The sequence below is a fragment of the Vibrio barjaei genome (assembly GCF_001639065.2).
Taxonomy (GTDB): domain Bacteria; phylum Pseudomonadota; class Gammaproteobacteria; order Enterobacterales; family Vibrionaceae; genus Vibrio; species Vibrio barjaei.
The window spans coordinates 1-22,044 of record NZ_LQXO02000006.1; the positions used below are offsets into that span (position 1 = coordinate 1).

Annotated in this window: 20 protein-coding genes and 1 tRNA gene; 10 read left to right on the forward strand and 11 right to left on the reverse strand. The window is 45.0% G+C overall.

Annotated features, from left to right (window positions below; translation table 11 throughout):
* Positions 1–341: 341 nt before the first annotated feature.
* The 5 genes from ychF to lolB form a co-directional block, all read right to left on the reverse strand.
* Positions 342–1,433, reverse strand: a complete 1,092-nt coding sequence (gene ychF, locus AWH66_RS02670; protein ID WP_063604533.1) for a redox-regulated ATPase YchF — start codon at positions 1,431–1,433, stop codon at positions 342–344.
* Between the two features lie 10 nt (positions 1,434–1,443).
* Positions 1,444–2,034, reverse strand: a complete 591-nt coding sequence (gene pth / locus AWH66_RS02675; RefSeq protein ID WP_063604532.1) for an aminoacyl-tRNA hydrolase — start codon at positions 2,032–2,034, stop codon at positions 1,444–1,446.
* Between the two features lie 121 nt (positions 2,035–2,155).
* Positions 2,156–3,106, reverse strand: coding sequence for a ribose-phosphate pyrophosphokinase (locus tag AWH66_RS02680; RefSeq protein WP_031495558.1), 951 nt, complete (start codon positions 3,104–3,106; stop codon positions 2,156–2,158).
* Between the two features lie 27 nt (positions 3,107–3,133).
* Positions 3,134–4,006, reverse strand: coding sequence for a 4-(cytidine 5'-diphospho)-2-C-methyl-D-erythritol kinase (gene ispE / locus AWH66_RS02685; protein WP_063604540.1), 873 nt, complete (start codon positions 4,004–4,006; stop codon positions 3,134–3,136).
* Between the two features lie 11 nt (positions 4,007–4,017).
* On the reverse strand, positions 4,018–4,638 hold the full coding sequence (lolB, locus tag AWH66_RS02690) for a lipoprotein insertase outer membrane protein LolB (RefSeq protein ID WP_063604531.1): 621 nt from the start codon (positions 4,636–4,638) through the stop codon (positions 4,018–4,020).
* A gap of 172 nt (positions 4,639–4,810) precedes the next feature.
* On the opposite strand from lolB, the gene hemA reads away from it, so the two are divergent.
* From hemA to ybaK, 8 genes are all read left to right on the forward strand, one after another.
* Positions 4,811–6,070, forward strand: coding sequence for a glutamyl-tRNA reductase (gene hemA / locus AWH66_RS02695; RefSeq protein ID WP_063604530.1), 1,260 nt, complete (start codon positions 4,811–4,813; stop codon positions 6,068–6,070).
* A gap of 27 nt (positions 6,071–6,097) precedes the next feature.
* A complete protein-coding gene (prfA, locus tag AWH66_RS02700; protein WP_063604529.1) occupies positions 6,098–7,186 on the forward strand; it encodes a peptide chain release factor 1 in 1,089 nt (362 codons plus the stop codon).
* Between the two features lie 9 nt (positions 7,187–7,195).
* Positions 7,196–8,044, forward strand: a complete 849-nt coding sequence (prmC, locus tag AWH66_RS02705; protein WP_206360036.1) for a peptide chain release factor N(5)-glutamine methyltransferase — start codon at positions 7,196–7,198, stop codon at positions 8,042–8,044.
* A gap of 33 nt (positions 8,045–8,077) precedes the next feature.
* Entirely contained in the window at positions 8,078–8,461 is a 384-nt protein-coding gene (locus AWH66_RS02710) for a SirB2 family protein (RefSeq protein ID WP_006075551.1), read from the forward strand.
* A gap of 3 nt (positions 8,462–8,464) precedes the next feature.
* Entirely contained in the window at positions 8,465–9,274 is an 810-nt protein-coding gene (locus AWH66_RS02715; RefSeq protein ID WP_063604527.1) for a SirB1 family protein, read from the forward strand.
* A gap of 17 nt (positions 9,275–9,291) precedes the next feature.
* Positions 9,292–10,143 carry a 3-deoxy-8-phosphooctulonate synthase gene (gene kdsA, locus AWH66_RS02720; RefSeq protein WP_063604526.1) on the forward strand — a complete coding sequence of 284 codons (852 nt, stop codon included), beginning with the start codon at positions 9,292–9,294 and terminating at the stop codon, positions 10,141–10,143.
* 373 nt (positions 10,144–10,516) lie between these two features.
* Positions 10,517–12,181 (forward strand): bifunctional UDP-sugar hydrolase/5'-nucleotidase UshA, encoded by a 1,665-nt coding sequence (gene ushA / locus AWH66_RS02725; protein ID WP_063604525.1) that lies wholly within the window; start codon positions 10,517–10,519, stop codon positions 12,179–12,181.
* 117 nt (positions 12,182–12,298) lie between these two features.
* Positions 12,299–12,775 carry a Cys-tRNA(Pro) deacylase gene (gene ybaK / locus AWH66_RS02730; RefSeq protein WP_038229724.1) on the forward strand — a complete coding sequence of 159 codons (477 nt, stop codon included), beginning with the start codon at positions 12,299–12,301 and terminating at the stop codon, positions 12,773–12,775.
* Positions 12,776–12,795: 20 nt separating this feature from the next.
* Here the strand turns inward: ybaK and rluF are convergent, their stop codons facing one another.
* The 3 genes from rluF to AWH66_RS02745 form a co-directional block, all read right to left on the reverse strand.
* Entirely contained in the window at positions 12,796–13,824 is a 1,029-nt protein-coding gene (gene rluF, locus AWH66_RS02735; protein ID WP_063604524.1) for a 23S rRNA pseudouridine(2604) synthase RluF, read from the reverse strand.
* Positions 13,825–13,900: 76 nt separating this feature from the next.
* Positions 13,901–14,482: a DNA endonuclease SmrA gene (gene smrA / locus AWH66_RS02740; protein WP_006075558.1), complete on the reverse strand. Its 582-nt coding sequence runs from the start codon at positions 14,480–14,482 to the stop codon at positions 13,901–13,903.
* A 139-nt stretch (positions 14,483–14,621) separates the two neighbouring features.
* Positions 14,622–14,762: a DUF3149 domain-containing protein gene (locus AWH66_RS02745; RefSeq protein WP_038229728.1), complete on the reverse strand. Its 141-nt coding sequence runs from the start codon at positions 14,760–14,762 to the stop codon at positions 14,622–14,624.
* 255 nt (positions 14,763–15,017) lie between these two features.
* Between AWH66_RS02745 and AWH66_RS02750 the strand changes: the two genes are divergently transcribed.
* Positions 15,018–15,094: transfer RNA gene (locus AWH66_RS02750), tRNA-Pro, on the forward strand.
* A gap of 100 nt (positions 15,095–15,194) precedes the next feature.
* On the opposite strand, the gene AWH66_RS02755 is transcribed toward AWH66_RS02750, so the two are convergent.
* On the reverse strand, positions 15,195–15,602 hold the full coding sequence (locus AWH66_RS02755; protein ID WP_063604523.1) for a hypothetical protein: 408 nt from the start codon (positions 15,600–15,602) through the stop codon (positions 15,195–15,197).
* Between the two features lie 424 nt (positions 15,603–16,026).
* Between AWH66_RS02755 and fdhF the strand changes: the two genes are divergently transcribed.
* Complete coding sequence (gene fdhF / locus AWH66_RS02760; protein ID WP_063604522.1) at positions 16,027–20,142, forward strand: formate dehydrogenase subunit alpha; 4,116 nt, start codon at positions 16,027–16,029, stop codon at positions 20,140–20,142.
* Here fdhF and flhB read toward each other — a convergent pair.
* Together flhB and fliR are read right to left on the reverse strand one after the other, a co-directional pair.
* Positions 20,123–21,271, reverse strand: coding sequence for a flagellar biosynthesis protein FlhB (gene flhB, locus AWH66_RS02765; RefSeq protein ID WP_063604521.1), 1,149 nt, complete (start codon positions 21,269–21,271; stop codon positions 20,123–20,125). The genes fdhF and flhB overlap by 20 nt on opposite strands.
* Positions 21,264–22,043: a flagellar biosynthetic protein FliR gene (gene fliR / locus AWH66_RS02770; RefSeq protein WP_063604520.1), complete on the reverse strand. Its 780-nt coding sequence runs from the start codon at positions 22,041–22,043 to the stop codon at positions 21,264–21,266. Before fliR ends, flhB begins: the two co-directional genes overlap by 8 nt.
* Between the last annotated feature and the right edge of the window lies 1 nt (position 22,044).

The following is a 22,044-nucleotide window of genomic DNA, read 5'->3' on the forward strand; positions in this document are numbered from 1 at the left end:
ACCCCATCATTATGAGTGATGTGCTCTAACCAGCTGAGCTACGTAGCCATTTCCATATTGTTGATTCTCTTCGAAAGTTGCCTTATCGCTGAGAACGGGGCGCATTATGCGGAGTTGAATTTGATGCGTCAACTTTTTTTGCGAAGAAATTTGCGAAAAAGTGCCGTTCGAACTTTTTTTAATCAAACCGCTCTGTTTCTGATCTAAATCTGCTGTTCAATTATCATCGCTTTACCATTAAGTTAATGTGTTTTTTCAAAGTGACTGAACAATGGCAGACCTTATAAAACAACAAAAGCCAGCAGTTGCTGGCTTTTTAATCACTTTAGGTGCTCGATAGCTTATACGTTAAAGCGGAAGTGAATAACATCACCATCTTTAACAATGTATTCTTTACCTTCTAGACGCCATTTACCCGCATCTTTTGCACCAGATTCACCGTTGTACTGGATGAAGTCGTCATAACCAACAACTTCTGCACGGATGAAGCCTTTTTCAAAGTCTGTGTGGATTTTGCCAGCAGATTGAGGTGCTGTTGCGCCAACAGGGATAGTCCATGCGCGTACTTCTTTCACACCAGCGGTGAAGTAGGTGTGTAGAGTAAGTAGCTCATAACCTGAACGAATTACGCGGTTTAGGCCCGGTTCTTCAATGCCCATATCAGCAAGGAACTCTTCACGATCTTCGTCATCAAGCTCAGAAAGCTCTGATTCGATAGCTGCACATACCGCTACGACAACGTTATTTTCTTTCTCTGCGTACTCACGAACAGCGTCTAAGTATGGGTTGTCTTCAAAACCATCTTCATTAACGTTCGCGATGTACATGGTTGGTTTTAGCGTTAGGAAGTTTAAGTAGCCAATAGCTGCTAGTTCTTCTTTCGCTAGATCAACAGTACGTGCCATCCCACCTTCCGTTAGAACTGGAAGTAGTTTTTCAAGTACGGTTAGCTCAAACTTCGCATCTTTATCGCCACCTTTTGCTTTCTTAGCGTTACGCTGAATTGCGCGCTCACAAGAATCAAGGTCGGCTAGAGCTAGTTCAAGGTTGATCACTTCGATGTCTTCGATTGGTGATACTTTACCTGCTACGTGAACAATGTTCTCGTTCTCAAAACAACGAACAACGTGACCGATCGCGTCAGTTTCACGGATGTTAGCTAGGAATTTGTTACCAAGACCTTCACCTTTTGACGCACCTGCAACTAGGCCTGCGATGTCAACGAATTCCATCGTTGTTGGTAAAATTTTCTGTGGATTAACAATTTTCGCTAGTGCATCTAGACGTAGATCTGGCACAGGTACTACGCCTGTGTTTGGCTCGATAGTACAAAACGGGAAGTTAGCCGCTTCGATGCCTGCTTTAGTCAGTGCGTTAAACAGAGTTGATTTACCAACGTTTGGTAGACCAACGATGCCACATTTAAAACCCATGATTGTAACCTTATTCAGCTTTGAAGGTGTGTAAGCGATTTTGTGCTTTTGTTAGTCCATCTTTTAGTAAGATGTCTAAACTACGGACAGATTCGTCAACGACAGCATCAAGGCATTCCTGCTCTTTTGCTGGCGCTTTTCCAAGGACATAACCCGCCACTTTGTCTTTGTGTCCCGGATGACCAATGCCAATCCGAAGACGATAGAATTCTTTGTTGTTGCCCAGCTTGCTAATGGTATCTTTCAAACCATTATGACCACCGTGACCGCCGCCTTTCTTGAACTTTGCAACGCCTGGAGGTAAGTCTAGCTCATCGTGAGCGACCATGATCTCTTCAGGTTTTATCTGGTAGAACTTTGCTAAGGTTGCGATGGCCTTGCCAGATAAGTTCATGAATGTGGTTGGAATTAACAGTCTCAAATCACTGCCGTTCACTAAAATTCTTCCAGTGAGACCGAAGAACTTAGCTTCGTTTTTTAGCGTAACATTGTGGATACGAGCGAGCTCCTCTACCACCCATGCACCTGCATTGTGACGAGTTCTCACATATTCAGGACCTGGGTTAGCAAGGCCTACAAGCAATTTTATCTGCTGAGTCAACGTTAAGATCTCTCTTGAATCTCAAAAGCGCGGTATAATAGCACACTAAATCTGTACAAAAAACGCGAAGACAAAAAAACCACTTCATAGGGAAGTGGTTTTTTCAAATTAGGCGCGAATGTTACTTGCTAGTAAACATTGCTGAAATTGACTCTTCGTTGCTGATGCGACGAATTGCTTCTGCAAGCATGCTAGATAGAGTAAGTTGCGTTACTTTACCTGTTGCAGCCATTTCTTTAGAAAGCGTAATTGAGTCAGTCACGATAACTTGGTCTAGAACCGAGTTTTTGATGTTCTTCGCTGCGTTACCAGAGAATACTGCGTGAGTTGCGTATGCGAATACACGCTTAGCACCACGCTCTTTAAGCGCTTCTGCTGCTTTACATAACGTACCGCCAGTGTCGATCATATCATCAACGATAACACAGTCACGACCTTCAACGTCGCCGATTAGGTTCATTACTTCAGAAACGTTAGCACGTGGACGACGCTTATCTACGATAGCGATGTCGATATCACCTAGTGCTTTCGCTGTTGCACGAGCTCGTACAACACCACCAAGGTCTGGAGAAACAACAACAGGATCTTCTAGACCACGGTCAGCCATATCTTCAAGAAGCACTGGAGTACCGAAGATGTTATCTACAGGTACATCGAAGAAGCCTTGAATTTGCTCTGCGTGTAGGTCGATAGTAAGAACGCGGTCAACACCAACGTTAGACAGGAAGTCTGCAACAACTTTTGCAGTGATTGGCACACGAGCAGAACGTACACGACGGTCTTGACGAGCATAACCAAAGTAAGGAATAACAGCAGTAATACGGCCTGCTGAAGCGCGGCGCATTGCATCAATCATTACCACTAACTCCATCAGGTTGTCGTTAGTTGGCGCACATGTTGACTGAATGATGAATACATCGCTACCACGAACGTTTTCATTGATTTGAACAGCGACTTCGCCATCAGAGAAACGGTCAACAGTAGCATCTCCGAGAGAGATGTATAGACGATCAGCAATACGTTGGGCTAGTTCAGGTGTAGCGTTACCAGCAAATAGCTTCATATCAGGCACGGTGGAAACCTCAGGGTTGCGTCCAGTTTAAACAGATTGTAATAGGGCTAATTCATACTTAGCCAAAGTCTCTAGTAAAGGAGAGCGATTGCATCCTTTTGCTACAAAAGCGGAGACATTGTCAGGAAGCATTTCAAGGACTTTTTCTGCCTCTTCCTCGTTGTTAAACTCAGAAAAAACGCAAGATCCAGTCCCCGTCAATCTTGACGGCGCGTATTGTAGCAGCCATGAAAGTTGGTTATCAACCTCTGGATACAGCATTCGGACAATTTTTTCGCAATCGTTTACGTAAGGTGAGTCCAAAAGCATTGATAATGCTCGCTTTGGCGTGTTTCTGGTTAAATCAGGATGTGTGAATATATCGACAGTGGCAATGCTAACTTCAGGTTTAATAACTAGGTAATACTGTTCTTTAGGGGTAGCTGCAGACAGTTTTTCGCCGACACCTTCAGCGAAAGCCGCGAAGCCACGAACGAATACAGGTACGTCAGCACCTAATGCTAAACCTATCTCGGCTAGCTCATCCGTTGTCAGTCGGGTTTGCCACAGAAAGTTCAACGCCACTAATGCTGTAGCCGCGTTGGATGAACCACCACCAATCCCGCCCCCCATGGGAAGAATCTTGTTAAGCTCTATATGAGCACCATAAGAACAGTTAGCCCTTTTTTGAAGCGCAGATGCAGCTTTCCAGATTAGGTTATCTTCGGTGGCGACACCTTCAATATCTGGGTATAGGGTAATTTGACCACTGGTATTGGCGGTAATGGTCAGTTCGTCACATAAATCAATGAATTGAAACAAGGTTTGTAAATCATGGTAGCCATTAGGTTGGCGACCTGTGATGTATAAAAACAGGTTGAGTTTGGCAGGGCTAGGCCATGAAGTCGTGTCGGTGATCATTTTATACTGGGTCACTGTTTTACTGTCCATTTTGAAACGACAAGATTGAGTTTGGTATCGCCTTGTACTAATTGCATCCTAGTTGGCATGGGCAATGAGTTCTCTGTGCCTTCAAGTGTAAAACTGCGGTACTCGTTGTAATCTAGGTTCCACGCTTTATTGGCAATACGTTTTTGTAAACTGCCGACGGTATTAAATTGGTTTAGCTGATAGGTATCGGCAGTCGCCGGTAGGCCAACCAGCCAATCGCTCAATTGTTCGATTGGGATATCCAGCCCAGTTAATTGCTCAATGAGCACATTCACATCTTTCCCAGACAATTTTTGTCCATCATACGTTTCGATAAAAGAACCGTTTGGTGTTGAAGTAAGATTAAACACGGTTTGACCAAGAAAGGTAGTCAGACGGACTTGGGTGAAATTATCGGAATGACTCCAATGAAAGTTGAGAGTTTGGCGCTGGTCTGGGGAAATATAACCGAGTTTGCCATTGGCCGTATATTGAGTAAGAGACTCAAGCTCGGTTTTATGCGCTTGCCATTCAACACTTTCTGGCTCTGGAGGCAAACTACTGCACCCAAACAGAAATAATGCCGCATAAAAATAAAAAAGACGTCGATGGAGTTTGTACATAGGAAACAACTTACGTGATGGTTTATTGTGCAAATTCAATACAATATTGAGAGACTATAGCATCAATCCCACAAACTCAGGAAAACATATTGGTAAGAGACTTTCAATAAATGGTGCCATCAAGTAAAATTCTGGCCTATTTGTCAAATCTGTATCAGAGAATTCGCGTTACATGTCATTGCTTGCTATTGGTATAAACCACAATACGGCGTCAGTGGATCTGAGGGAGAAGGTGGCGTTTCCACCTGAAAAACTCAACAGAGCACTGAATGAGCTAAGAGAAAATACCAAAGTTAATGGCTCTGTGATTCTGTCAACGTGTAACCGCACCGAAATTTACTGTGATACTGGTGATTCCAACAAATCACAATTAATAGACTGGCTTGTTCGTTTCCATGATGTAGCAGCAGAAGAGTTGAAGCCTTCTCTGTATGTTTATGAAGAACAAGCGGCAATAAAACATCTGATGCGCGTTTCATGCGGCTTAGATTCACTCGTCCTGGGCGAACCACAAATACTTGGGCAAGTAAAGCAAGCCTACAGTGATGCCCGTGAGCATCAATCTGTAGAAGGTGGCATTGAGAAACTCTTTCAAAAGACGTTCTCTGTTGCTAAGCGAGTGCGTACTGAAACCGAAATTGGTGGTAGTGCCGTTTCTGTCGCTTACGCGGCTTGTACCCTAGCTCGACAAATCTTCGAATCGATTGCTGACTCTACTGTGCTTTTAGTTGGTGCAGGCGAAACCATTGAACTGGTGGCCAAGCACTTGGAAGGTCACGGTTGCAAGAACATGATTGTGGCTAACCGAACCAAAGAGCGGGCGGAAATATTAGCGAATCAGTTTGGCGCGCAAGTTATTGCACTTAATGAAATACCCGATGTACTGCCTAAAGCGGATATTGTCATTAGCTCAACTGCGAGCCCGCTGCCTATTATAGGTAAAGGGATGGTTGAATCAGCAATAAAACAACGTCGCTATCAACCCATGCTGCTTATCGACATCGCCGTCCCACGAGATATTGAATCGCAAGTGGGCGAGTTGAGTGACGCATATCTATATACGGTTGATGATTTGCAATCTATCGTCGATAGCAATATCGAGCAGCGTAAAGTCGAAGCGATTCAAGCAGAAGCGATTGTGAGTGAAGAAAGTGCGCAATTCATGACATGGATGCGTTCACTGCAAGCGGTTGATAGCATCAGACAATACCGAAAACACGCAAACGACACCCGACAAGATATACTGTCAAAAAGTTTACAAGCGTTAGCAGCAGGGGGAGACCCTGAGAAAGTGTTGCTTGAGCTCAGTAATAAATTAACAAACAAGCTTATTCATGCGCCGACAAAAGCGCTACAAGATGCCGCTGAGCAGGGAGATCCTGCTAAACTGACGGTTATCCGACAAAGTTTGGGTTTAGACCAAACTAAATAAGCCTTACCCTGAGAAAAGACTGCAATTATGAAAGCCTCCATTTTAGTTAAATTGGAAACTCTTGTTGAACGTTATGAAGAAGTTCAACACCTACTTGGCGACCCAGGTATTATCGGTGACCAAGACAAATTCCGTGCTCTCTCAAAAGAGTACTCACAACTTGAAGAAGTGACCAAGTGTTTCCAAGCCTACCAGCAAGCACAAGAAGATCTTGAAGCCGCTGAAGATATGGCAAACGAAGATGACGCAGAAATGCGTGAAATGGCACAAGAAGAAATCAAAGAAGCAAAAGCGACTATTGAGCGCCTAGCGGATGAGTTGCAAGTACTTCTCCTACCTAAAGATCCAAACGACGAACGTAACTGCTTCTTAGAAATCCGCGCTGGTGCAGGTGGTGATGAAGCAGGTATTTTCGCAGGTGACCTATTCCGTATGTACAGCAAATATGCGGAGAAGAAAGGCTGGCGTATCGAAGTGATGAGCTCAAATGAATCGGAGCAAGGCGGCTATAAAGAAATGATCGCTAAAGTGTCTGGTGATGGTGCTTATGGCGTGCTTAAGTTTGAATCTGGCGGCCACCGTGTTCAACGAGTTCCTGCAACAGAATCTCAAGGTCGTGTTCATACTTCAGCATGTACCGTTGCGGTGATGGCTGAAATTCCTGAAGCAGAGATCCCAGAAATCAAAGCCGCTGACCTTAAAATCGATACATTCCGTGCATCAGGCGCGGGTGGTCAGCACGTTAACACCACTGACTCTGCTATTCGTATTACTCACTTACCAACAGGGACTGTGGTTGAGTGTCAAGACGAGCGTTCTCAACATAAGAACAAAGCGAAAGCGATGTCTGTTCTTGCCGCGCGTATTATTGCCGCAGAAGAAGCAAAGCGTGCCGCTGAAGTGTCAGATACCCGTCGTAACCTCTTGGGCTCAGGTGATCGTAGTGACCGTATTCGTACTTATAACTACCCACAAGGTCGTGTATCAGACCATCGCATCAACTTGACGTTATATCGTCTGTCTGAGGTCATGGAAGGTGACTTGCAGTCTCTTGTTGATCCGGTACTGCAAGAACACCAAGCTGACCAACTTGCGGCTCTAGCGGAGCACAACTAATCCATGTCATTGGATATGTCTATTGAAGCGGTGCTCAAACGAGCATCGCTTGTTCTTTCTGAGTCTGGTAGCGAATCACCTTCATTAGATGCGGCGGTCCTGCTGTGTCATGTTCTTGAAAAACCACGCAGCTATCTACTTACTTGGCCTGAAAAAGCATTAACGTCCAATGAAGCAGAGCAGTTCGAGGCGCTGTTAAATCGTCGTATCGCAGGCGAACCCGTGGCGTATATTCTTGGTGAACGAGAGTTTTGGTCGCTGCCGTTAAACGTCGCACCAAGCACGCTTATCCCAAGACCTGATACAGAACGCTTAGTTGAGCTCGCACTTGATAAGGCCCTCGTGAATGATGGTGATATTTTAGACTTAGGTACGGGCACCGGAGCAATCGCATTGGCACTGGCTTCGGAACTGAAAACGCGCTCAGTAATGGGAGTCGATTTTCAAATGGAAGCGGTAGAGCTCGCTCGAAGCAACGCGACAAAACTCAACATTACCAATTGTCAGTTTGCGCAGGGAAGTTGGTTCGAACCTGTCGATCTTGTGCACAAATTTAGCGTAATTGTTTCCAATCCCCCTTACATTGACGAAAATGATCCCCATCTATCTCAAGGTGATGTTCGATTTGAACCGTCAACGGCATTAGTCGCTGAGAATAATGGTCTGGCGGATATTGAGACCATTACGGCTCAAGCGCCCCCTCATTTGCTTGAGGGCGGCTGGCTGTTGTTTGAGCATGGCTTTGAGCAAGGGCAAGCTGTACGAGAAATTTTGGCAGACAATGGCTTTTGTCATGTGGCCACAAAACAAGATTACGCGGGCAATGATCGTGTGACACTTGGGCAATGGAACCCATAACAGAAATACAATAAAGAGAAAGAGAGAAGCAGCATGTATGAAGGATTAAAGCATTTTCACTTGATGACCATCGCCATATCTGTGGTGTTACTATCAGTACGATTTGGCTTACTGGTCGCTAACTCCCCGAAGGTGAATCATCCGTTTTTGAAGCGCTTCCCTCACATTAATGATTCACTATTGTTGTTATCAGGCTTTGGTTTGATTGCAATCACAGGTTTTGTCCCATTTACGGCTGCAGCGCCGTGGATGACAGAAAAAGTCACCTGCATTATGGCTTATTTTGCGTTGGCATTTTTCACGATTAAATTAGCAAAGAACAACTTATTAAGAACATGTGCGTTTTTAGGCGCATTGGGATGGTTAATGATGGCAGCTAAGATTGCCATGCTGAAAACACCATTCCTTATGGGGTAAGTAATGATTGAACTGTTTGACGAAGATTTTGATGCTATTGAGTTGGTTGAAGGAGCACTGATCTTAAACAAAGCGGTGGATCCAAAAACTCAAGATCATTGGGCGGAATTAGAGTTAGCTCGTTTGTTAGAACAAGCTGAGCAGCAGTTATTCCATTTACGCGATGACAAGCAGCGCCTAGACTCGCTGTTAAGACTGTTTTACACCGAGTGGCAGTTTAGTGGGGACCATGATGCGTATTTTTCCTCTGAAAATGCGTTTATCGATAAAGTCCTTGAGCGACGCAAAGGCATACCGGTTAGTCTAGGAGCTATATTGCTCTACTTAGGGCGAAAGCTCGGTCTTCCTTTGGAAGCTGTAACATTCCCAACGCAATTTCTGATTAAAGTCTGTTGGCCAAATGAAGCGCCAAGTTATATCAACCCTTACGATGGGGAATATGTTAGCAAGAAGCGTTTACACGCCTGGCTAATTGGTAACGATGGTCCGCTGGTGAAGCTAGAGGCAAAGCATTTAGCAACGGTTGATAACCCAACGGTAATCGGTCGCTGGCTGGCTTTACTTAAAAGTGCGCTATTGCGAGAAGAAAAGTACACGCTTGCATTGCAATGCACTGATCTGGCTTTGACTTTTGTTCCCGATGACCCTTATGAGATTCGCGATAGAGGCTATATTTATCAACAACTGGATTGTCATCAAATAGCGGCAACTGATTTTCAGTATTTCATCGAACAGTGCCCAGATGATCCGGCAATAGAATTACTGAAAACGCAGGTTTCGGCGATCAGTCGCTCACCTGTCACTCTTCACTAAATATTGAGATAACAAACATGGAAATGAAAACGGTACACGTAGGTGATATCCCTGTAGCAAATGATAAGCCGTTCACGCTTTTTGCTGGAATGAATGTGCTGGAATCACGTGACTTAGCGATGCAAATCTGTGAGCACTATGTGAAGGTGACAGAAAAGCTAGGCATTCCATACGTATTTAAAGCATCGTTTGATAAAGCGAACCGTAGCTCAGTGCATTCTTATCGTGGTCCTGGCCTTGAAGAAGGCATGAAGATTTTCCAAGAGCTAAAAGACACTTTTGGTGTGAAAATCATTACGGATGTTCATACAGAAGAGCAAGCACAGCCTGTTGCCGACGTGGTAGACGTTATTCAGCTGCCTGCCTTCCTAGCTCGTCAGACTGACCTTGTTGAAGCGATGGCAAAAACGAATGCGGTTATCAACGTTAAGAAGCCTCAGTTTATGAGCCCAGGACAAGTTGGCAACATTGTTGATAAATTTGCAGAATGTGGCAACGATAAAATCATTCTTTGCGAGCGTGGCTCATGCCATGGTTACGATAACCTTGTGGTTGATATGCTTGGTTTTGGCGTTATGAAGAAAGCTTCTAACGGTAGTCCAATCATTTTCGATGTGACGCACTCACTACAAATGCGTGATCCATCGGGTGCGGCATCTGGTGGCCGTCGCGAACAAACTGTCGAGCTTGCTAAAGCGGGGCTTGCTACAGGAATTGCAGGTCTATTTATTGAAGCGCACCCAAATCCAGATAAAGCAAGATGTGACGGTCCGTCAGCACTTCCTTTAGATAAGCTAGAGCCATTCTTAGCGCAAATGAAAGCGTTGGATGATCTTATCAAAGGTTTTGAGCACATCGATATTAAATAAGCGCGCTTAATTCTGATATAGAAGCCAGTCATTTAGACTGGCTTCTTTTTTATGTTCACTAAATATGTTGAGCAATCGTTTCTTCTCAGAATTACAACCTTGTAACAGCTGAATCCCTCGCCATACCCCAAGGCTTTAATTAACCTTATGTAGAATCACAAATTTATTCTGATGAGTTTATAACCTGATACTCAGCAACTTGTGACATAGATTACATAAAAGTGAAATGAGAATGTTATGTTCGTAGGGTTAATTTAAACTATCGCATATTTTGTCGATGTTTCTCTATATGTCTATTCGTTACAAATCGGCAAATGTGTGGCGTTTATACAACGCTATAGGCAGTGGATCCCCAAAGTTCAAAGGTATGACAATGAAAAAAAGCCTTATGTTTAAGTCCGTACTAAGTGCGGCTATCATCGCGTCACTAGCAGGATGCGCAACTCAACCAGAGCAAGAATGGAATGCTGATGAGACTTATAAGCTCACTATTCTTCATACTAACGATCATCATGGTCGTTTCTGGGAAAACAAATATGGTGAGTACGGTATGGCAGCGCGTAAAACGCTGATTGACCAAATTCGTGCTGACGTTGAAGCGGATGGTGGTAGCGTACTGCTTCTATCTGGTGGTGATATCAACACTGGGGTTCCAGAGTCTGACTTGCAAGATGCTGAGCCTGACTTTAAAGGTATGAGCATGATTGGTTACGATGCGATGGCACTCGGTAACCATGAATTCGACAACCCGCTAGAAGTGCTATTTAAGCAAAAAGAGTGGGCTAACTTCCCAATGCTTTCTGCAAACATCTACGATAAGAAAACAGGTAAGCGCTTGTTTGATGCGTACCATATGTTTGATAAACAGGGCATCAAGATTGCAGTTATTGGTTTAACAACAGAAGACACCGCAAAGATCGGTAACCCTGAATATATCGGTGGCATTGAGTTCCGTGACCCGAAAGTGGAAGCGAAAAAACTGATCGCTGAGCTGAAAGAAACAGAAAAGCCAGACCTAATCTTTGCCGTTACTCACATGGGTCACTACGAGAATGGCCAGCGTGGTGTAAACGCTCCAGGTGATGTTGCACTGGCTCGTTACCTTGATGAAGGCGACCTAGACATGATTGTGGGTGGTCACTCACAAGAGCCGGTTTGTATGGAAGGCCCTAATGTCGTTAAGAAGAACTTCAAGCCAAGTGATGAATGCAAGCCTGACATCCAAAACGGTACTTGGATTGTGCAAGCGTATGAGTGGGGTAAATACGTTGGCCGTGCCGACTATGAATTCAAAAATGGTGAGCTAGATATGGTCAGCTATGACCTTATCCCTGTAAACCTTAAGAAGAAAGTTAAGATCGATGGCAAGAAGCAACGCGTTCTTGTTGAAGATGAAATCAAGAAAGATGCAGAAATGGTGGCTTTCTTAACGCCATTCCAAGAGAAAGGCCAAGAGCAACTAGGTGCGAAAATTGCCGAAACGAATGGCAAGCTAGAGGGTGACCGTAACGTTGTTCGCTTCCAGCAAACAAACCTAGGTCGTCTAATTGGTACGGCTCACATGGAACGTGCTAAAGCTGACTTTGCTGTCATGAACTCTGGTGGTGTACGTGACTCTATCGCTGAAGGCGATGTGACATACAAAGATGTACTTATCGTACAGCCATTTGGCAACATCATTACTTACACCGATATGACAGGTGCTGAAGTTGTCGATTACTTGAACGTAGTAGCAACTAAACCTGTAGATTCTGGTGCTTACGCTCAATTCGCTGGCATTTCAATGACAGTGGGTAAAGATGCAGTATCGAATGTTGTTATCAATGGCAAGCCTCTAGACCCTAAAGCAACATACCGCTTCACTGTACCAAGCTTTAACGCAGCTGGTGGTGACGGTTATCCGAAGCTTACAGGTCATCCTGGTCACGTAAACACTGGTTTTGTGGATGCAGAAGTACTTAAAGAGTACCTAGAAGCAAACAGCCCAATCGATGTGAATAAGTATCAGCCTAAAGGCGAAATCATCTATAAGAACTAGACTTTTATTCCGGTTTAGTAGATATAATAGAGCGGCGCCATTCGGCGCCGCTTTTCTATTTTGACGACTCTAACCTCAAGAGTCGACGTTAACGGTAGCAACTACCAAGGATACGTTATGACACCGGCTATTAACCTTGCCAAAAAGAAAAAAATCACTCATACCGTTCATCAATATGACCATGACCCAAGGCATGAAAGCTATGGTTTAGAGGCGGTAGAAGCGTTAGGACAAGATCCTGAATCCGTGTTTAAAACTCTACTATTCGCCATTAATGGAGAACCAAAAAATCTCGCTGTAGCGGTAATACCTGTTGAAGAAAAGCTGAACCTAAAACTCGCAGCAAAGGCGGCTGGTGGGAAAAAAGCAGAGATGGCAGATAAAGATATCGCACAAAAAACCACGGGTTATGTGTTGGGTGGCATCAGCCCTCTTGGTCAAAAGAAGTTGTTACCTACCTTCATTCATATCTCAGCGGAAGCGAGAGCGCAAATGTGCGTCAGTGCTGGAAAAAGAGGTTTGGAGATTGAGTTAGCACCGAGTGATTTGGCGATGCTAACGCGAGCGAAGTTTGTCAATTTATGTGAGGCCTAATTAGGCCTCATTTGCGGTAATTATTTCTTTAAGGATAGGGTACCGCCAACGCGTGTTCTTGGCTTACTTGGCTTAGATGAATCTGGTTTAGCAGCGACCGGTTTACGGTTTTGTGTCTTACCTTGATGATTACGAGCCTTATCTGAACGCCCTTGCTCTTGCTTGTGACGTTTGTTTTTATTCGGGCTACGACGAAACTCATCCGCACCGTGCCCAGAGAAGGTTTTCATTTTTTCACGTTTTGCTTCTGCTCGAGCGTCATGTAGCTTAGCATCGGTAGCTTTAGCGATATGACGACCTTTCGCATCTTTGCGTGATGCTTCTTCGGTACTCACTGAACCTTCACAAAGGCGGTGAATCTCAGCCACTTCCTGGTCAGTTAAGTAGCGCCATTTACCGTTGGGAATCCCGTCAATAGAGATGTTCATAATACGGACACGGCGAAGCTTTAATACTTCGAAACCCAGTGCTTCACACATACGGCGAATTTGACGGTTTAACCCTTGAGTTAGGGTAATACGGAAAGAAAACTTGGTTTCTTGTTCAACAAGACAAGGCAGAGTTACTGTGTCCAGAATCGCAACACCTGAGCCCATCTTTTTCAAGAAATCACGAGTCACAGGTTTGTCGACACGCACTACGTACTCTTTCTCGTGATTGTTACCCGCACGTAGAATCTTGTTAACGATGTCGCCATCATTAGTCAAAAAGATGAGACCATCAGACGGTTTATCTAGTCGACCAATTGGGAATATACGTTTGTGATGGCCAACGAAATCAACGATGTTGCCCGGAACATCACGTTCGGTTGTGCATGTGATACCCGTTGGTTTGTTCAACGCAATATAGACTGGCTTCTCTTTGCTGCGAACGGGTTTACCGTCGATTTCAACATTGTCTCCCGACAACACTTTGGTTCCCATCTCAGGAATTTTGCCGTTAATAGTGACACGTTGTTGTTCGATCAGCTTGTCAGCTTCACGACGAGAACAAAAGCCAGTTTCACTAATGTATTTGTTAAGGCGTTTTCCTTCAGCAGCGTTAGGCATGCGCAGTATTCACTCTATATTGGTCAGACACAAAATTAAGGTCGCGTATTTTATACTCAACTGAGCGGTAAGTCACTTAACTCGTACGTTTTTGATGACGCTCTCGATTCTCAAGCTTCTTTTCTTGGCTCTTTCTTAGCATAACGTAGACCGCACCGCTTCCTCCATGGAATCGCTGCGCACTATGAACGCACTGAACATCTTTTATCTGAGTTAGCCAATGTGCAAGATAACTCTTCATTAATGCTGGTGGGTTAGAGCGTTCGCCGCGCCCATGTACAATAAGCACAGTTCGGATGTCCATACGCATACACTGTTGCAGAAACTTCACCACTTCATCGCGTGCTTCTTTAAGCGTTCTCCGGTGTAAGTCGAGTTTTGCTTGCAGAGGATATTTGCCCAGTCTCAGTTTACGATAGACACCTTCCTGCATGCCATCACGCTTAAACTCAATTAAGTCGTCTGGTTTGATCATCGGAGCGTAATCAATTGAAAGGTACTCAGGGTCTTGCTCAGAGAGCCAAAGCGCTGCTTCTCGCTTGGCCAAATGTGCGTCAGACACTTGGTGGGTCTTTTTAAGTTCAACGGTGTCGCTGTGAATCGGCTTCACATCGCCCATCATCTGTTGGAATAGATCTAGATCATCGTCTTGAGACATAACTTCATCTCGGATAAGCCATTTTAACTGGAGTATATACGAATATGAGCAAGAGGTGAGAGCAATAAAAAACCGGAGTGAACAGGCGATCCACTCCGGTGCATAGCGGTTTTCTATTCGAAATAGAAGCTAAGCGATTCTAGTGAGGAGATTTGTCATTCATTACTTTGTAGATGAAGAAACCACCGTAAAACAGCATCAAGCCCAGCGCTGCAAAGATAACTAGCATTGAAGATAAGCCCACTGCATTACCAAATAGGAGATCAAGCCAAAAGTCCATGTTTCCTCCAAAGTATTGACGACAGGGATAAGTTAACTTTTGGTGTCAAAATGAACACTGATCTGGATCAATTGTACTTTGAGTGTTAATAACCTGTATGCCACTGTGTGTATTTGGTCACATTTTTCGTGCTTCTGGCGATATGATGAGCAATCAAACTCAAAAGCAAAGAAAGTTGTTATAAAAGCCTTGCTTCAAAAGAATTTATCATTAATATACGCATCCGTTGTTGAGCAAAACTCAAGACAACAATCTCGGTGAATAGCGCAGCTTGGTAGCGCATCTGGTTTGGGACCAGAGGGTCGGGGGTTCGAATCCCTCTTCACCGACCACTTTTCAAAAAGCCTCGCTTTCATAGCGGGGCTTTTTACTTTCAAAAGAACCTCGCTTTTTAGCGAGGTTCTTTTGCATTTCTGAGTATCAAAAATTTCTTTAAGCTAATCTAGCTTTGCTGCCGAGTTTTGCTACGACACCTTCCAAGCCCAGCACGGCAAAGATAATAGCGAAGAACGCGACAACGCCACCAAATGCACCTGTAAAGGCCACGTGCTGACCGAACAGCATAGCGATAATGCCCATGGCGAGAAACTTCGAGCCCACTAAGATGATGTAAGACGAAATACCACGTTTTAGCTTTGGCAGAGTTTTGTGGTTAAGAAAGTACGACGCCATAACTTTTTCAAGCGAGATAGCACCTTTAAGCATGCCGGTTAACACTACCGATGCGTAGACTGCCACTTCAAGGCTCGCGATGAATACCCAGTCCCAAGATGCATTGAGCACTAGCATTACGACAGTGGTGATAACAGAGCTGATGGCGATATCTTTAAGTACTTTCATTTTGAATCCTCGTTGTGATTTCTGCTGACCTGATTAAGGTATCAATCACTGCGATTCACTATTTACCATTTTACGCCAATGAGAATTACACTCACTTAAAGTAGGGATGTTTGACCTTAATTACACTGTGGGTATAATTAAGATAGTTTCGCTCCTAATTTAAATCCCCTTGAAGGGGGACTCCCTGAGAGCACCAAGATTTCTCATTTTAGATTTGTTCTACCACTGTGACACGGATCATTAGAGCAGAGATTGACTGATGGTTTGTCGTACTTATTACAAGGTTTTGTGTCTACGAGGTTTTTCAGTCGCTAGATAGCGTCAATAAACTGCGTGTTACCTTTCTTACACGGCAATAACGTCGTGTGCTTTCGAGTGCGAGTTCAGTGGAGTTTTTTCATCGATCTGAAAGAGATAGCTCTATATGAATGTAATTATCAACGGTCAAACGTATCTTCTGCGCGAAAACAAGAGCATCCTAGATGTCGCAAAAGATATTCAAGTTGATGTCCCTTCTCTTTGCTCCATCAGTAAGCACGACGACAAGCAGTCATGCGACCTTTGTGTCGTTGAAGTGGTGGGGAAAGGTATTGTTAAGGCGTGTGAGACAAAAATCCAAGATGGCATGACCATCGTTACTCAGTCCGCTCAAATTAACAACCTTAGAAGACAGGCACTCAATAAAATATTTGCGGATCACAATGCCGACTGTGAAGCACCCTGCAAAGTCGCATGTCCTGCACATGTCGATATTCAAACCTACCTACACCATATCGCACAAGGCGATCATCACGAAGCCGTAAAAATCATCAAAGACACGCTACCTATGCCGATTTCCATTGGTCGTGTGTGTCCTGCTTTTTGTGAACATGAATGTCGTCGTACCTTGGTTGACGAACCGCTCGCAATTCGCCAGCTTAAACGTCATGCCGCAGATATTGATTTATCGCTAGCCGAGCAATTTGAGCCACCGAAACTTCCTTACAACGGCCACCGAGTCGCCATTGTCGGTGCAGGGCCGGGTGGATTGGCATGTGGTTATTACCTTAGCTACCAAGGTTTTGCAGTCGACATTTTTGAATCCATGCCGGAGGCCGGAGGTTGGCTTCGCTATGGTATTCCAGAGTACCGTTTACCTAAAGATATCCTGGATAAAGAAATTGAGCTGATGTGTCGTGGTGGGATGAGAATCCATACCAACACACTTCTTGGTAATGATATTGCTCTTGATGAGCTGACAGACAACTATGAAGCGGTCTGTCTTGCTGTTGGTGCAACCAAAGCGGTCAATATGCCGTATCCGGGCTCTGACTTAGAGGGCTGTGTACTTGGTGTTGATTTCCTAAAAGACCATATGACCGACAAAACCTTCACCATTGGCAAGAAGGTCGCCGTAATCGGTGGTGGTAATACCGCGATTGATTGTGCGCGAACTGCCATTCGCGAAGGTGCGGAGACGACCATCATTTATCGCCGCACTCGAAATGAGATGCCGGCCGAGCTGCATGAAATTGAAGCGGCAGAGCTAGAAGGGGTTAAGTTTAAGTTTTTGACCAATCCCAAATGCAACCTTGCCGATTCACAGGGGCGTGTTGAGCATATCGAGTTAGAGATAATGGAGTTGGGTGAGCCTGACAGTTCTGGTCGCCGCCGCCCTGTCTCTACCGGTAAAACTGAGACTGTCGCTTTTGATACTGTTATCTCAGCGTTATCGCAAAAACCGGACGTCGAGTTTCTAAAATCCGCCAAACATCCTTTGCCTTTGACCGATTGGGGTACTGCGTCTTCTGACGGTGATTCGATGCACCATGGTTACAATGTATACAGTATTGGTGATTTCAGACGTGGACCAGCGACTGCCATTGAAGCTATCGCTGATGGCAAGAAGGCTGCCGATGCTATTGAGCGTTACATTCTTCAAGGTCACTTTAAACCTGAACCTAGAGCATTTAATAGTCACAAAGCAGAGCGTTTGAGCGAAGTTCGCCAAACAGAATATCTGCAAGAAAAAGCCAAAGCGCGAGCTAAAGCAGAGCAGTTATCGGTAGAAGCCTGCCAAACAACCTATCAAGAAGTTGAACTGGGTATGTCGGATGAAAAGGCCATTGCTGAGGCTGCGCGCTGTTTAGAATGCGGCTGCCAAGCAAACACCCAATGTGACCTTCGCGATTACGCCACTGAGTACAAAGTAGATTATCGAGAGATAAACATTAACCAGCGCAAAATGTTCCCAGTGGACAAAACCAGCGAGTTTATTGTTTTCGATGCAAACCGTTGTATTAGTTGTGGCTCCTGTGTTCATGCGTGTCAGACCGAATCGGTTCACGGCATTTTAAACTTCTCTGAAACGTCACACCGTCCTTCTTTCCCTAACGGTGCCACTATGGGCGACAGCAACTGCGTTCAATGTGGTGCGTGTGTTCAGGTGTGTCCAACGGGAGCGCTGTCTGATAAGCGAGATAAATCTCACGGTCGAATCGAGATGCTGACACCAGTGAAAACCATCTGTACTTATTGTGGAGTGGGTTGTCGTGTTGAGCTGTACGTGGATGCGGCGAACAATAAAATTCGTTACGTCAAAGGGGATAAAACGTCTCCAGTAAACCAAGGCATGTTGTGTGTGAAAGGCCGCTTTGGCTTTGATTTCATCCAAAGTGAAGAGCGACTTTCTACGCCACTGATTAGAAAAGCGGGTGAATTGGTGCCTGCTTCTTGGGATGAGACTGTGCAGTACGTCGCTGATAAGCTGACTAAAATTAAGTCTATGTATGGCAGTGACAGCTTGGCTGGTTTCTCATCGGCAAAGACCACCAACGAAGATAACTACGCATTCCAAAAACTGTTCCGTCGTGAAATTGGCACCAACAATATCGACCACTGTGCGCGGTTGTGCCACTCCTCGACAGTAACAGGCTTGGAAGCAGCGTTTGGTAGTGGCGCGATGACCAACGACATTCCAAGTATCAAACACTCGGACGTTATCTTTATTATTGGTTCAGACACCAGTGCTGCTCACCCAATCATTGCTTCTCATATCAAACAAGCGGTCGCGGACGGGGCAGTCTTGATTGTGGCCGATCCAAAACGTATCGATATGGTCGATCATGCCAAATTGTATGTTCGTCACCGTCCAGGCACTGACGTTATGTTGCTTAACTCAATCATGCATGTGATTGATAAAAATGGCTGGCAAGATGATGCCTATATCGAAGAGCGCACCGAAGGCTACAGCGATTTGGTCGAAGAGATTCGTAAAGAGTCTTACTCGCCGACTAAGGCCGCGTTAGTGACAGGTGTGGCCGCGTTCGATATCGAGCGAGTAGCAGAGCTCATTGGAACGGCAAAAGTCACTTCAGTATTCTACTCGATGGGAATCACGCAGCACACGACAGGTCATGACAACGTGCGCTCGATAGCCAATCTACAAATGCTTTGTGGTAACGTCGGAGTGGAAGGTGGCGGTATTAACCCTCTACGTGGTCAATCAAACGTTCAAGGCTCATGTGATATGGGGGCTCTGCCAACGGATTACCCGGGCTATCAGAAGGTCACTAATCCCGAAGTTCAGGCCAAATTCGCTAAGGCTTGGAATAGCGAGACCTTACCGACAGAGAAAGGTAAAACGCTGACGGAAATCATTGATGGTGCCTGTGATGGTGACATTAAGGCGTTGTATGTCATGGGCGAGAACCCTGTGCTTAGTGACCCAGATCAAGCGCACGCCGTTCATGGATTGAAGTCTCTCGATTTCTTAGTGGTTCAAGACATCTTCCTAACGGAAACTGCGCAACTGGCGGATGTGGTTCTCCCGTCTTACTCGTTTGCAGAGAAGGCTGGACACTTTACCAATACAGAGCGACGAGTTCAGCGCTTAGTGCCTGCGGTTCAAGCACCGGGTGAAGCGAAAGAAGACTGGCGCATAATTCAAGAAATCGCCAATGCTATGGGCAGCGACTGGGCTTACCAAACGGTGCAGGATATTACTGAGGAAATCGCCGATGTGACACCGCAATATCACGGTATTCGTTGGCAGTCGATTGGTGGTAATGGTCTACAGTGGCCGTGTAATGAGGTGAAGCCATTTGGTACGCGCATCATGCACAAAGACCAGTTCGTTCGCGGCAAAGGAGCGATGAAAGCTATTCCATTCGAATATGCTGCAGAACTCCCTGATGACGAATATCCGCTAATATTGACGACGGGGCGTCTTCTAGAACAGTTCCACACTGGTACTATGACGCGCAAAACTAAAGGGTTAGACAATCTTGCTGGGCCGCGCATTATGGTGAGTGTAGAAGAAGCAGAGCGATTAGGTATTGCTAACGGTGAGACCGTGAAACTGGTGTCGCGCCGTGGCGAAATTAGTGCCCCTGCTTTTGTTACTAAGCGCATGCAGCAAGGTGTGGTATTTGTGCCATTCCACTTTGTTGAGTCTGCAGCGAACAAGCTAACCAATACTGCTACGGACCCTTACGCTAAAATACCTGAGTTTAAAGTGTCGGCAGTCAGACTAGAGACGGTTACTCGGCCGGTTCATTAGGATCAGACCAAACCTTAGGGATATCGAAACGAGGCAAGCCATTTGGCTTGCTTCTTTGTCCTTGGCGCCATGCTTTCAGTTGGTTAACGTAGGTAAGAATGTGAGCGAGAGCTACAAACAATTGATTAGGCACCATTTGGTCAACTTGGGTCGTATTGTAAATCGCTCGAGTAAGCTCAGCACTTTCCACCACTTCGATACTGTGCTTCGCTGCCAATTCACGAATGTATACTGCCACTTCGTCTTTGCCTTTCGCAACAACAAACGGCGCTTCGGCCTGAGTTAAATCGTAAATCAAGGCGATGGCATATTGTGTGGGGTTCGTGAGCACTACATTGGCTTTCGGCACTCTTTCATTAGCGCCCCGTTTGGCATTTTGAGTTTGTATTTGTCGAATCCGCGCTTTCACTTCAGGGCGTCCCTCTTGCTCCTTGTGTTCGTCTTTCACCTCTTGCTTAGTCATCTTCATTTGCTTAGTAAATTCATGACGTTGGTAGGGGAAGTCAAACAGGCCAAATATCAGAACGATAAGCAGCAAGTAACCAAGGTACTCCATGGTAATCGTCGCGACAGTTAACACCACAGTATCAAAGTGGGCACTTACCAGATTGGTGATGACGGAGATATAGCTGGAAATCACCCAGTACAACAAACTGAAAAACAGCATTACCTTAAAAACATTTTTAAACAGCTCAATCACTGACTGAGTTGAGAAAATGCGCTTTATCCCTTTTATTGGACTGATTTTTTCAAGCTTGGGTGTTAGTAGTGAAGGGCTGAAAATCCAACCACCCAACAAAGTAGAGCCAAATATGGCGGCGATAATTTGGTAAATCAATAGAGGGAAAAACAGCATCACCATAGAAAAAAGGGCAGTCCCTAACAGTTCGACCGAAGTCATCCAATGGCTGATGGTCTGAGTATCGAATTGAAAGCTGACTAAGAACAGCTCAATGAATGTTTGCTTAATCATATCGATATTCAGGACGTAATAGGCCACCACGCTGATAAGGGTGATGGAAGAGACAAACTCTTTTGCACGCGGAACTTGTCCCTCTCTACGAGCTTTAGAGAGTTTATGTTGGCTGGGTTGTTCACTTTTATCGCCAGAATCTTGATGCTCAGACATTAGGCAGCCTCAACATGTAATGCAGGTGTTGGTTAAGCTCCAAAACCAAATCAAAGTAGTGATCACCAATACCCGTCAAGGAGGCCATTAACGCAAATAAGCCTAGTAACATGGTCATTGGAAAGCCAAGTGCGAACACGTTTAGGGAAGGGGCTGCTTTATTCATCAGACCAAAAGTGATGTTACTAAGCAGCATCACTACTATCGCTGGCACTGCTACTAGCAAACCTGTCGCAAACATCCACGACACCATTTTGAGAACATAATCGATACTGCTAAAGGGAAAAGCGGAGTCAAGCGGCCAATAGGTAAAGCTCTCTTTGAACACCAAAAGCACCACTAAATGTGCATCAAGGGATAGGAACAGTAGCATTGAGGTGATAAACATAATCCGTCCAATAATAGCAATACTGATGCCATTAGCGGGATCATTCATTACCGCCATTGCTAGTCCCATCTGCATCGAAATAGCTTGTCCTGCAATGGAAAAAATAGTGAAGAAGATCATAACGGCGAAGCCAACGAGGAAGCCAAAAATTAACTGATATAGAGAAAACAAGAGGGTATCGATACTAAAGGGATTAAAGGGTGGCACTTCGTGGACTAGAGGAGCCAGCAGTAAAGAAAAGATAAAAGCAAACAGCAGCTTAACTCTTACGGGAATAGCGTTGTCACCAAAGAAAGGTGCAATCAGAAACAGTCCCGTTAAACGGACAAATGGCCACCATAAAATACCAAGCCATTGAGTGATTTCAGTAAATGTCAGCTGCATC